The 11,771-nt window shown below is 60.5% G+C and carries 14 protein-coding genes; 8 read left to right on the forward strand and 6 right to left on the reverse strand.

Going from position 1 to position 11,771, the window contains the following annotated elements; all coding sequences use genetic code 11:
• The first annotated feature begins 27 nt into the window (after positions 1-27).
• The 7 genes from CO657_RS36360 to CO657_RS36390 all read left to right on the forward strand — a co-directional run bounded on the left by CO657_RS36360 (position 28) and on the right by CO657_RS36390 (position 7,350).
• Positions 28-1,035, forward strand: coding sequence for a TRAP transporter substrate-binding protein (locus tag CO657_RS36360; RefSeq protein ID WP_054185851.1), 1,008 nt, complete (start codon positions 28-30; stop codon positions 1,033-1,035).
• A gap of 26 nt (positions 1,036-1,061) precedes the next feature.
• On the forward strand, positions 1,062-1,592 hold the full coding sequence (locus CO657_RS36365; RefSeq protein WP_054185832.1) for a TRAP transporter small permease: 531 nt from the start codon (positions 1,062-1,064) through the stop codon (positions 1,590-1,592).
• Positions 1,589-2,848 carry a TRAP transporter large permease subunit gene (locus tag CO657_RS36370; protein WP_054185831.1) on the forward strand — a complete coding sequence of 420 codons (1,260 nt, stop codon included), beginning with the start codon at positions 1,589-1,591 and terminating at the stop codon, positions 2,846-2,848. The genes CO657_RS36365 and CO657_RS36370 overlap by 4 nt, the downstream gene beginning before the upstream one ends.
• A gap of 10 nt (positions 2,849-2,858) precedes the next feature.
• On the forward strand, positions 2,859-4,364 hold the full coding sequence (locus tag CO657_RS36375; RefSeq protein ID WP_054185830.1) for an ATP-binding cassette domain-containing protein: 1,506 nt from the start codon (positions 2,859-2,861) through the stop codon (positions 4,362-4,364).
• Positions 4,361-5,371: an ABC transporter permease gene (locus CO657_RS36380; protein ID WP_054185829.1), complete on the forward strand. Its 1,011-nt coding sequence runs from the start codon at positions 4,361-4,363 to the stop codon at positions 5,369-5,371. The genes CO657_RS36375 and CO657_RS36380 overlap by 4 nt, the downstream gene beginning before the upstream one ends.
• A 41-nt stretch (positions 5,372-5,412) precedes the next feature.
• Positions 5,413-6,390, forward strand: a complete 978-nt coding sequence (locus tag CO657_RS36385) for a substrate-binding domain-containing protein (RefSeq protein WP_054185850.1) — start codon at positions 5,413-5,415, stop codon at positions 6,388-6,390.
• Positions 6,391-6,456: 66 nt separating this feature from the next.
• On the forward strand, positions 6,457-7,350 hold the full coding sequence (locus tag CO657_RS36390) for an amidohydrolase family protein (RefSeq protein ID WP_054185828.1): 894 nt from the start codon (positions 6,457-6,459) through the stop codon (positions 7,348-7,350).
• Between the two features lie 256 nt (positions 7,351-7,606).
• On the opposite strand, the gene CO657_RS36395 is transcribed toward CO657_RS36390, so the two are convergent.
• From CO657_RS36395 to CO657_RS36410, 4 genes are all read right to left on the reverse strand, one after another.
• Positions 7,607-7,963, reverse strand: a complete 357-nt coding sequence (locus tag CO657_RS36395) for a type II toxin-antitoxin system HicB family antitoxin (protein WP_054185827.1) — start codon at positions 7,961-7,963, stop codon at positions 7,607-7,609.
• Positions 7,960-8,214 carry a type II toxin-antitoxin system HicA family toxin gene (locus CO657_RS36400; protein WP_054185826.1) on the reverse strand — a complete coding sequence of 85 codons (255 nt, stop codon included), beginning with the start codon at positions 8,212-8,214 and terminating at the stop codon, positions 7,960-7,962. Before CO657_RS36400 ends, CO657_RS36395 begins: the two co-directional genes overlap by 4 nt.
• 124 nt (positions 8,215-8,338) lie before the next feature.
• Complete coding sequence (locus CO657_RS36405; protein WP_054185825.1) at positions 8,339-9,154, reverse strand: MBL fold metallo-hydrolase; 816 nt, start codon at positions 9,152-9,154, stop codon at positions 8,339-8,341.
• A 44-nt stretch (positions 9,155-9,198) separates the two neighbouring features.
• Positions 9,199-9,789, reverse strand: a complete 591-nt coding sequence (locus CO657_RS36410) for an SOS response-associated peptidase (protein ID WP_054185824.1) — start codon at positions 9,787-9,789, stop codon at positions 9,199-9,201.
• 56 nt (positions 9,790-9,845) lie between these two features.
• On the opposite strand from CO657_RS36410, the gene CO657_RS36415 reads away from it, so the two are divergent.
• A complete protein-coding gene (locus tag CO657_RS36415; protein ID WP_054185823.1) occupies positions 9,846-10,343 on the forward strand; it encodes an SOS response-associated peptidase family protein in 498 nt (165 codons plus the stop codon).
• Here the strand turns inward: CO657_RS36415 and dinB are convergent.
• Together dinB and CO657_RS36425 are read right to left on the reverse strand one after the other, a co-directional pair.
• Positions 10,340-11,431 carry a DNA polymerase IV gene (gene dinB, locus CO657_RS36420; RefSeq protein ID WP_054185822.1) on the reverse strand — a complete coding sequence of 364 codons (1,092 nt, stop codon included), beginning with the start codon at positions 11,429-11,431 and terminating at the stop codon, positions 10,340-10,342. The genes CO657_RS36415 and dinB overlap by 4 nt on opposite strands.
• Positions 11,428-11,694 carry a hypothetical protein gene (locus CO657_RS36425; RefSeq protein WP_082366377.1) on the reverse strand — a complete coding sequence of 89 codons (267 nt, stop codon included), beginning with the start codon at positions 11,692-11,694 and terminating at the stop codon, positions 11,428-11,430. The genes dinB and CO657_RS36425 overlap by 4 nt, the downstream gene beginning before the upstream one ends.
• Positions 11,695-11,771: the final 77 nt, after the last annotated feature.

Below are 11,771 nucleotides of genomic sequence, written 5' to 3' on the forward strand. Positions count from 1 at the left end.
TTAAACAAGCTTGTGATGGAGGATGAAATGAGCTTGCAGATTAACAGAAGATATTTCCTGGCGACCGCCACTGCTGCGCTCGCGGCCCCGGCAATCGTGCTTTCAAGCCGGTCCGCCAGCGCTGCCGCCACGACCTTGACCCTTGGCCATGGCGCCGCGCCCGGCAATCCCAGAACCGTCGCTGCCGCTAAATTCGCGGAACTCGTCAAGCAGAAGACCGAAGGTCGTATCCAGATCAACGTCGCAGGCGCCGAGACGCTTGGCAGCGACTCCGCGATGCTCACCAGCCTCAGGACGGGCGCACTTGATTTCACGGCCAACAGCCAGGGCGCCACATCCGCGATCGTACCGGAGCTCAGCGCGCTCGGCCTACCCTTCCTGTTCGAGGACACCGGCAAGGCGATGGCCGTGCTCAATGGCCCGGTCGGGACCGAACTCAACAAGCGGTTCGAGGCGGTGGGCGTCGTTCCCCTGGACTGGTGGGACAACGGCATCCGGCACCTGACGAACTCGAAGCGGAAAGTGATTTCGCCTGCCGACCTGGCGGGCATGAAAATCAGAACACCGGCCGATCCCATGACCATCGACATTTTCCAGGCATTGGGAGCAGGCACCGAACAGATCGCCTTCGGCGAGCTCTACATCGCCCTGCAGCAGGGCGTTGTCGATGGGCAGGAGAATCCGCTCGCCAATATCGAAAGCTCGAAGCTTCACGAGGTCAACAAGTACATCAGCCTGACCGCCCACAAGTGGGAATCCACACCGTTCCTGATGTCGAAGATGGCTCAGGCCCGCTTGGGGTCTGATTTAGAGGCGGTCAAGGCTGCGGCCAAGGAGGCAGGAGATCTGCAGCGGAAGCTCTCGAGCGAAAAGACCGCTGAGGTGCTCGAGAACTTCAAGAAGAACTCCGCCGTCGAGGTCGTGGAAGTGGACCACGACGCTTTCGTCAAGGCGACCGCGTCCGTCGCGGACAGCTGGAAGAAGAAGCCTTTCGGCGATTTTGTCACCCAGGTGGAAGCGGCTACGAGAGGCTAACGCTCTACCCACAATCCGGAGGCCCCATGAGCAGGTTCTATTCAGCCGTCGATCTGGTCGCCGGCATCATCGTTATCTTTGCGCGTTTGGTCATCATCGTCAGTGGCATCGCGCTGACGGTGGTCACCACGGCCAATGTCGTTGCCCGATATGCTTCGGCGAGCGGGGGACTGTCGTTCGCCCAGGAGCTGCCGATGTTGATGTTCCCCTGGTTCATCATCGCCGGGATCATCATCGCGGCCCATGCGGGTGGGCATATGGCCGTCGAATGGCTCTACGAAAAGCTTGACGGGGGCGCTCGCACGACGGCCCTGATCGTAGCGAACGCGATCAGCGTCGCCGCATTTGTGGTGCTGGCGTATCAGGCGACCGTGGTGGCCGAGATCGCCGGCGCTGAACGGAGCCCCGTTCTGCAGCTTCCAAACAGCATCGGCTACTATTCGCTGTCGATCGGCGCGGTACTCGTGTCCATCGTCACCATCGCTGCATCCGCCCGTGTTCTCCGGCTGGGCTGGGATCACCGGCTCGAGATCAAGCCCGAGGAGATCGCGCTATGACACTTGTCATGATCGTGTCCTTTTGCATCTTGATGGTCCTCGCCGTTCCCGTCGGCTATGCGCTGATCATCGCAGCCGGCCTAGGCGTCCTGTTCAACGGTTACGTCCCGCTCTCGGTCGTCGCCCAGCAGGTCTACGACCAGACCCAGTCCTTTCCGATGCTGGCGCTCCCGTTCTTCATGCTTGCCGGCACGCTAATGCTGGGTGGCGAACTTGGGCGTCAGCTCCTGGAGCTCGCGTCTCGCGCGATGCAGCGGTGGCGGGGCGGGCCGCTTTCGACCACGGTCGTATCCTCCGTCGTCTTTGGCGGCGTATCCGGCTCGGCGGTGGCGAATGCGAGTGCGCTCGGCTCCGTTCTCATCCCCTGGCAGAAGAAGCATGGGTTCCCACCGGCGCTCTGCGCTGCCAACAACGCGACCTCCGCTGTCATCGACGTCCTCATCCCGCCTTCGATCCCGATGATCCTCTACGCTTTGATCAGCGGCGTCAGCGTTGGCGACTTGTTCATCTCCGGCATTGTTCCGGGGCTGATCATGGCGGCGAGCTTCGTGTTCGTCTGCTGGTACGTGTCAGTAAGGCGAGGGTATGCCATTGAGGCCGTGAAGATCCGCAAGCGCGAGCTGGCGCGGCTGGCACTGCAAAGTTTCCCGGCAATCCTGCTGCCGATCCTGATCATTATCTTTTTGCGATCCGGCCTGGCGACGCCGACAGAGGTCTCGGTCCTGTCGGTCGTCTACTCGCTGCTGCTCAGCATCCTCTTCTACCGTGACCTGACCTGGAAACGCTTCTGCGAGAACATGGTGGAGGCGGGCGTCGCGACGGGCGTCGTCATGCTCGTGATCATGGGCAGCGCGGCGGTAGGCTGGGTGCTGACGTTCGATCAGGCTCCGCAGCACATGGCCGAATGGGTCTCGACGCACATCTCCAGCCCGATCGTCATCATTCTCATGATGAACCTGATCATGCTGGTGGTCGGCATGCCGCTCGACATGCCGCCGGCGATCCTCCTGCTCGGGCCGATCTTCGTTCCTCTGGCCGATTCCATCGGCCTCGACCGGGTCCAGCTTGGCCTGATGATGGTGATCAACCTCGGGATCGGGCTCTACACGCCGCCGATTGGCACGACCCTGTTCATCTCCTCGTCGATTGCGAAGGCCCCGCTCGGGACGACGACCAACGAGCTCTGGCCGTATTTCGGCATGGCCATGCTCCTCCTCCTTGCGGTCAGCTTCGTGCCCGCGCTGACGATCTACTGAGGAGCGTTCGATGAGTGAAACGTCAACGAATGTCATCAACGTCCGAGGACTTACAAAGTCCTACGGTGCGACCTCGGTCCTCAGAGGCGTCGATTTCTCCGTTGCTCGAGGGGAGGTTCATGCGCTGCTTGGCGGTAACGGGGCCGGCAAGTCGACGATGATCAAGATCATCACCGGTGCGGCCTCGAAGAACGATGGAGAGATCCGCTTCTTCGACAGCGAGGGCAGCGAACGGAGCGAGGCCGAGGGCAGGGCGAAGGTTGCCGTCGTGCACCAGGAACTTGCGCTCCTGCCGCATTTAACCGTCGCCGAAAACATTGCCCTGCCGCATCAAAGGAGAGGTGCGGGCTTGTTTCGGCGTGCGGCCGCAGCGGGACAGGCCTACGGTGCGTTGAGGATGATCGATCAGGACTTTGCCGCGAGGTCTTTGCACAGGCTGGTTGGAAGCCTCAGCCTCCACGAAGGTCAGATGGTTGAAATTGCCAGGGCTCTTTCATCGGGTGCGGAATTGATCCTCCTCGACGAGCCGACTGCCAATCTGACAGCTCTTGAGACGGAGAGACTGTTCGTGGTCCTGAGGCGGCTGACCCGGGATACCGGCCTGTCGGTTGTGTTCGTCTCGCACAGAATGAAGGAGATCAGGCAGATCGCGAACGTCTGCACGATCATCCGCGACGGCCGCACAGTGGTCGACCGCCAGTCGATGGAAGAGCTGACGGACGCCGGCATCATCGAAAAGATGGGACAGGTGGCGACTTCCCATGCGCCGGAGGGGGCAGCACCGCTGCCTGAATACAGGAGGGACGTCGGCTCTGCGACGGACATAATCACCATCGAGGATGCCGGTTTCAGGCTGGAACTGCTGCCGGGCACCGTTCTCGGTGTTGCGGGCGCACCGGCTGGACCAGCGGCACTCATCGAAGGGCTGACAGGCGCCGCCCGAAAGAAGCGGTGGACGGTAGCGCGGGCCGGATGGCCGGACCATCTTCGATCGCCCCGCATGGCCGCCCGTCTGGGCGCCGGATTCGTGACCGGCGATCGGGCACACAAGGGAGTTCTTCACAGCCTTCCGATCATCGACAACGTCCTGGCATCCCGCCGCGTGACGAGAGGCTCGCTTCTCACTGGCCGCTCAGAAGGGGCCGAATGCGTCGATCTGCTGAAGGCTTTGAAGGTCAAGGCGGCTTCGGTCTGGGATCTGCCGAACACGCTGAGCGGTGGCACGCAGCAAAAGCTGCTGCTTGCTCGCTGGCTGGGCGTACCATCCCGGCTGCTGGTCCTCGAGGAACCGACCAGAGGCGTCGATATTGGAACCAAGCGTGAGATCTATCAGCTCATCAGACAGATGGCCGCTTCGGGCACAGTGATCGTTTGGTGGTCCACTGAAAATGTCGAACTGCTGGAAGTCTGCGACCGCGTCATCGCCTTCGACACCGAGGGACGGTGCGCCGGCATGCTGGAGCGGGACGTCTTCAGTGAAGAGAAACTTGTCAGCTTGACTGGAATGGCCGCATGACCGAGACCCAGGTACAAATCGCGCCGACAGAGGCGCCGACAACCCAAATTAGACAGAGGGAAAGCCTCTTTAGCGCCTACAGGACCGAGATCGCGATCGCTTTAGCCATCGTACTGCTGGCTCTTGCGGTCGGTTCGCAGGTTCCTCAGGCCCTTACCTGGGGTAACTTTGCCAACATCACGCAGGCAGGCGCGCCTCTTATCATCATGTCACTGGGCGTCCTTCTTGTCGTCATCACCGGCGGTATCGACCTGTCCGTCGGATCGGTCTTCTCCTTGACCGGCATGGTGACCGCGCAGGCGATGGCAAATGGATTTGGCGGGATCTCGGCAAGCTTGATCGGTCTAGGAGTTGGACTTCTGTTCGGATCGATCAACGGCTTCCTCGTCACGATCGCCGGCTTGGCGCCGTTCGTCGTGACACTCATCACCTTTGCCGTTGCCGGGTCGCTCGCCTTCATCGTCACGAACGGGCGCTCGATGCCAGTCGGAGATCCGGATTTCTGGCTCCTCAACAGCGGCAGTTTGATACCGGGTGTCCCGAACTATATCCTCTTCTGCGTGGTCCTTCTGATCGCGATCGAGCTTTTCTTGAAGAAGATGGTGGCCGGCCGCTGGTTCTATGCTGTCGGCAGCAGTTCGACGGCGGCCTATCTGCTCGGCATTCCGGTTAAGCGCACGAAGTTCATGGCCTATGTCGCGTCTTCGCTGCTCGCATCGTTCTCCGGCCTGCTGACGATCTCCTACATTCTGAACGCGGAATCCACGGCTGGGTCCAGCCTGATGCTCCAGGCCATCGCGGCGGTCGTAATTGGCGGCGCAAGCCTGCTTGGCGGCACAGGAACCGCGATCGGCGCGGTGCTGGGAGCCCTGATGATCACGGTCATCCAGAACGGCGTCAATCTCATAGGCATCAACAGCTTCTGGCAGGGGTCGGTCACCGGCGTCGCCATTCTCATTGCGGTCCTCATCGACCGCTTCAGCAAGTCGCGGCGGGGGGCCGTCTGACATCAACCCGGCACGAGCCGGTCTTTGGAGGAGGAATGAAAATGACAAAATCGAAACGCGCAGTTGGGCTGTTTGCCGGCGTCGCAATGGCGGCCCTTTCACTTGCTGCGGCCGCCCAGGCCGGGGAGAAGAAAACGGTGGCCTACCTGGCGCCATCGCTCGACATCTCCTACTGGCAGTGGGTCGGCTACGGCGTCAAGGAAAAGGCCAAGGAACTCGGCATGGACTACGTCGAGTTCACTTCGGAAAACTCGCCCGCAAAGCAGATGGATAACGCGCGTACCGCCGTGACCAAGGGCGTCGACGCCATCGTAATCGGCCCCGTCAGCTCGACGAGCACACCACCGCTCCTCGCATATCTGAAATCGCAGAACATCCCGATCGCATTCGCCGGCATCGGCCCGCAGCCCGGCCAGACCGACTACACGTCGTCGGTTACGGCAAACAATTACCAGACCGGCAAGGCGCAGGGTGAGTTCGTCTGCAAGCTTGCCAAGGAGCGCGGTGGCAACCAGGTCGGCATGCTCTCGTTGCCGCAAGACCGCGAGAACGCCCAGAAATATCTGAAGGGTGCCGAAGAGGCGTTCAAGTCGAGCGGCTGCGATCTGGCGCAGATGCTGGAGACCAGGGGGCTTACCGTCAACGAGGCGGTCACACAGGCCAATGACATGCTGACGGCCCATCCTGATATCAAGGCCATTTACGGCATGTATGATGAGGCAGGCACCGGCGCTGCTAAGGTGCTGCAGACCCGCGGTCTTACCGGCAAAGTCGGGATTGCAGTTGCCGACGGCAGCCCGACGACGATCTCGCTGCTGAAGTCGAACGCGATCCAGGGCATCTTCTTCCAGGAAGCCGTTGGACAGGGAATCGATGGGACGCAGCAGGTCTTCAACGCGATCTCCGGTGCCCCGGTGAAGAAGGATCTCGCTCTCGTCATGCCGCTCGTGACCGCCGACAAGGTCGAAAGCCCTGAAGCGAAGGCCGTCATCGCGCGCGTCTTCCCGCCGGCCAACTAAAGTGCGGTCGGACGCCGGACACAGTGGCCGGCGTCCATTAAACTAAATCGTCTTCGAGGAGCATCTATGGACGACCTACCGATCATCGATCCGCATTTTCATCTTTGGGACCTCGACAATAACTACTATCCCTGGCTGTCGGATGGCGTGAAACCGTCTGCCTTCGGCGACTATACCGCGATCAACAAGACTTACCTCATCGGCGACTTTCTGGCGGACGCCAGGAATCAGAACCTGGTGAAGGCAGTGCATCTCGACGTCGGATACGACCCGAAGGATCCGGCCGGCGAGACGCGATGGCTGCAGGGCATGGCCGACAAGCACGGGTTCCCCCACGGCATCGTCGGATATGCAGACCTCCGCAAGCCCGACGTCGGCGACCTCCTCGACGAACACATGTCCTACGCGAATTTCCGCGGGATCCGGCAATCGATGAACTTCCACGACGATCTCGCCAAGACCTACCTGACGGCACCCGGAGTGAGCCGGACAACGGAATGGCGGCGAGGCTTCAAGGAGCTCGCTCGCAGGGAGCTCAGCTTCGACCTCCAGGTCTACTACTGGCAGATGGAAGAATTTCTCGATCTGGCCCGCGACTTTCCCGATGTGCAGATCATACTGAACCATACGGGCATGCAGGTTGACGGCCCGAGCCATTTCGAGGGATGGCGAAACGGAATGCGCGTGCTCGCGCGGGCGCCCAACGTTGCATGCAAAATTTCCGGCCTTGGCATGGGAGACTGGACCTGGACCGTCGAAAGCATCAGGCCGTATATCGAGGAGGCGATTGCAGCATTCGGCATCGAGAGGTGCATGTTCGCTTCGAACTTCCCGGTCGACAAGCTGTTCGGCAGCTACGACAAGATCATGGACGGTTTCAAATCCATCACCGCCAGCTATTCTCCAGACGAGCGCCTCGCACTGTTTCACGACAACGCTGCGCGCTTCTATCGGTTATAGGGGGTCTCGGAGCCGGCGTAAATGTCGGCCACTGCGTGCACCCGACAGCAGCTGAACGCAAGCCGCTGTGGTCGATCGGTTGACACGACCGCCCCTTACGCCACTGACGCTGAGATAGCGCGGTCGCCGGTTCTGGCGCGGCGCAGCGATCGGCTTGTTGCCACAGAGTTCGCGTTTTAGGCCAAGAAGATCGCATAATGGATCGACGGGAACACCAATTCATCGGACACGCCGATGGGCGGTACTGTGAAGGGATCTACGCCGGCAAGCGCGCCTCGGCATAATGGTCGGCGGCCTCTTCCAGCACCTCTTCTGCCCACTGGTTCAGACTCTTTCCCGAAAGCTCAGCAGCAAGAGCTGCTCGGCGATGGACTTCGGGAGCGACACGAAACATCATCTTCCCAGAATAGGGTCGCTGGGGCTCTTTGCCGATTTTCCTGCAGGTCTCCAGGTAGTCATCGACTGCCTCATGGAAGGCTTTCTTGAGTTCAGCGACACTGTCACCGTGAAAGCCGATTACATCGGAGATACCTGCAATCCTGCCGAAAAACACATCGTCCTCAGCGTCGAATTCGATGCGAGCGTGATATCCGTTGTAGGTCATGATGTTCATGGCGTTACTCCAATCTGCATCAGGAACTCGCGAGCATCGCGCACCTGATAACGCTTTGCTTCCTTGGCCGGATGTGGTCTATGGAAGCTCGCAATGATCCCGTCTTTTTCAAACTTAACGCGGGAACCGTTCCCCTCAATGAGGTCGGCTCCGGCAGCCACAAGCAGATTCTCTATAGCGGCCCATTCAATGGTTCCCGAGACCGGGTCCGTGAAGACCGCCGCGAGAGTCTTTCTCTGCTTGCTGTTCATGCTAGCAAATATAGAGACGCTTGCTGATTATGCAAGCACAAACTCAACAGCCTCTTGAATTCATCCCAAAGGTCGTACGGGGGGCGTGGTGGGCAATAATCACGGGTCGGCAGTTCGTATCCCTTCAAGGCGCTCGGCCTTCAATGGCTGTCAAATATCGCTCTACAGACCGCTCCACGGCACGGGTGCCGTTGCTTTCAATTGTCCTGCCCGGGAACGCACCATAAATTGCTTCAAAACGATATGGCAGCACCGCGTCCGAAATCCCTTTCACTGTTCGGGCGTCGAGCGGGATGAGGTTCGGGTAGCTGCGCATGAAGCTGACCCAGTTGCGATCCATGGTCACCTGCATGGTGTCGCCGACGAAGAGTGCGCCGCGTCCGCCTTCAAGCCAGGGGCAATGAAGCACAGAGCTGCCCGCGAAATGGCCGCCACACCGGACCATGGTCGCCCGGTCCAGCTGCAGCGTCTCGCCGGTCCAACACGTTAGGGCCGCGCCAGATCGTTGCAGCCATCCGCCGTCATCGGCGTGGATATGGATCGGCACGTCTCCGTAGGCCTCGCTCCATTCGATCATCGATGAATAGAAATGGGGGTGGGAGATTGCAATTACGCTCAACCCACCCATGGCAGAAATCCGGTCTTTGCTAGCTTCGTCGATGAGGCTGAGACAGTCCCACAGGATATTGCCACCTGGTCCTTCGATGAAAAAGGCACGCTGACCAATTCCGAAGTGAGGAGAGATCTGCAGGCTGTGAATGCCGCGCGCTTCCTCGTTCCAGATGACGCTGTGCGTCTGGCTCAATTCCGCACTGTCCGTCCACTCTTGGCCTGCTTTCGGCACGAATTGGCGATCGTCTTGGCAGATCGGGCAGGCGGCCGGCGGTTCGGAGCTCTCGCTGAACTGGGTGCCGCATGTCACGCAGATAAAACACGTCATCCTCAAACAAACCGTTGGAGCGAGTCAATTTTGCGCGCCGGGGATTACCCAACCTGTTCCACAGCGAGGGTGCCCGCGGTAAGCGGCCTGATCAACGACTTTGCCGAAACGGTCGGATCTAGCCAGTCGGCCCATGCGTCGCGCTCGAGGATGACGATCTGACGGTCGTGGTACGGCGCAATGTCCGGCCCCGGTTCCATCGTCAGCATCGTGAAGGCTTGGCCTACCTCGGGTGTCTCGCGCCAGATGCCGGCGATGCAGAAGATCGGCTCGTCCTTCTTCGTGAATAGCCACTTGTCCTTGCGCTTCTTTTTCGGGTCCTTTGGGTCTGTGAACTCGTAGAAGCCGTCGGCAATGATGAGACAGCGATTGGAGGCGAACTCCCGACCCTCCGACCGGAAATTATACACCGGCCGCTTATTGGGTCCGGGCCAGCTCCAGCGCCGCTGCACGAGCTCGGCCTCATCGTTGGCTCCATCGATCGTCCTGACGATGGGACCGGGATCGGTGATCTTGATATCCTCCCGCGCTTGGAGGTTGGGTATGCCTTCACCAAAGCGGATCTTGATCTTCAGGTCGGCGAAGTCCTTCGCGATCGAAGCAGCATCCACCATAAGCCGGTAATCATTGCACATGCGTCCCCCATTACAGGTTGGTTGCTTCGAAAAATCGTTCCTGATATGTTCTATCTATGATGAGCGCGAAGGTTTTCCAGTCCGACGCGCCGCTCGACGAGCGCCGCGTCATCATAAGACGCCATGACGGCGATGTGGAGATGGTGGAGCTGCCATGGGGGCTTCGTCCCCGCGACGGCGGCCCGCGCGCCGTCAACGTCGTCCGATCGGAAGGACGGACCTTCCCGAACCACCGCTGTCTCGTCCCTGCCTCGGAGTTTCGTCATGAGAGCTTCAGCTTCTCGCTCGCCAATGGCGACTGGTTCTATTTCGCAGGGATCTGGCGGCCGGCGGTCGACGATTGGCCGGAAGCCTATGCCATCATGACCATCGAGGCGAATGCCGATATCGCGCCATTCCACGACCGCCAGATGGCGGTGCTGACGAGGGACCAACGCATGGCCTGGCTTGACGGTCTCGTCCCCGAAGACGAAATCCTGCGGCCGCTGCCGAGCGGGACCTTCCGGATCAAGCGCCACGCGGGCGCATCTGCCCAGCCGATGCTGGCGGTCTAAAGCGCCAACCGCAACTGCGGCTCCGTTGAAGCGGCGCGCCGTTCCAGCGAGGACAGGGTGACGCCGAGCAGACGAATGCCCTTTCGGGGCGGAAAGATCGGCGCCAGCAGCAAGCTGACGATCTCCTCCAGGTCGGTGATCGCCGCCAGAGGTGCCGCTACCGTCTTGCTGCGGGTAATCTGGTTGAAGTCGGCATATTTGACCTTGAGCGTCACCGTCTTGGCGCCAATCCCATTGGCCTCGCAATAACCCCACACCTTTTTGATCAGCGGCTGAAGCCCCTCGCGGGCCGGGTCGTAGGCATGGAGGTCCTGGGAGAACGTATCTTCGGCGCCGACGGATTTGCGCACCCGGTTCGGCTTTACCTGGCGTTCGTCGATACCGCGGGCGATGCCGTAAAAATACGGACCGGACTTCCCGAAATGCTCGACCAGGAACTCGAGCGTCTTCTGCTTGAGGTCGGCGCCGGTATCGATCCCGAGCCGGTGCATCTTTTCGGCCGTGGCGGGGCCGACGCCGTGGAATTTCTTGACGGGAAGCGCTTCGACGAAGGACGGCCCGTTCTTCGGCGTGATGACGGCCTGGCCGTTCGGCTTGTTCAGGTCGCTCGCCATCTTGGCGAGGAACTTGTTGTAGGAAATCCCGGCCGAGGCGTTGAGGCCGGTGACCTGCTTGATCCTGGCGCGGATCTCCATCGCGATCTCGGTAGCGATCTCCATGCCCTTGAGATTGTGCGTGACATCGAGATAGGCTTCGTCGAGCGAGAGTGGTTCGATCAGCGGCGTGTATTCGGTGAAGATGTCGCGGATCTGCTGCGACACCGCCTTGTAGACTTCGAAGCGCGGCGGCACGAAAATCAGCTCCGGACATTTGCGCTTGGCGGTCACTGACGGCATCGCCGAGTGGACACCATAGGCACGGGCCTCGTAGCTCGCCGCCGCCACCACGCCGCGGGCGGCCGATCCACCGACGGCAATCGGCTTGCCGCGCAATTCCGGGTTATCGCGCTGTTCGACCGAGGCGTAAAAGGCATCCATGTCGACATGAACGATCTTGCGCGGCCGCTCGTGACCTTCATCGTTTGTCATGACTGGCTTCCATCAGGACCATCTATGTCCCCCAGAGATGGGAAGTGCGCGCCGCATTTGTCACCTTCCGGCGTTTGCATGCGCTCGCAGCCCATGGCCATCCGACGGCGAAGGACCGCGAAGCTCACACCGGCGCCGAACGCTTTCACCAACAGCTTGCGCTCGATCGCGCCATGGCGGTCACATCGCCGACAGATGAATTCGATAACCGGCTCACGATAATCCTTCAGTCTCAGATCACTCAATGGGCCGGGTCCGGCCATGCGAAAAAATTCCTAATTCAGTCATCGGGTTGAATCCGTTCATGGAATCCGTCAGGGCCGCGCCCGCGCTCAACTTG

The organism is Rhizobium acidisoli (assembly GCF_002531755.2).
GTDB classification, from domain to species: Bacteria; Pseudomonadota; Alphaproteobacteria; order Rhizobiales; family Rhizobiaceae; genus Rhizobium; species Rhizobium acidisoli.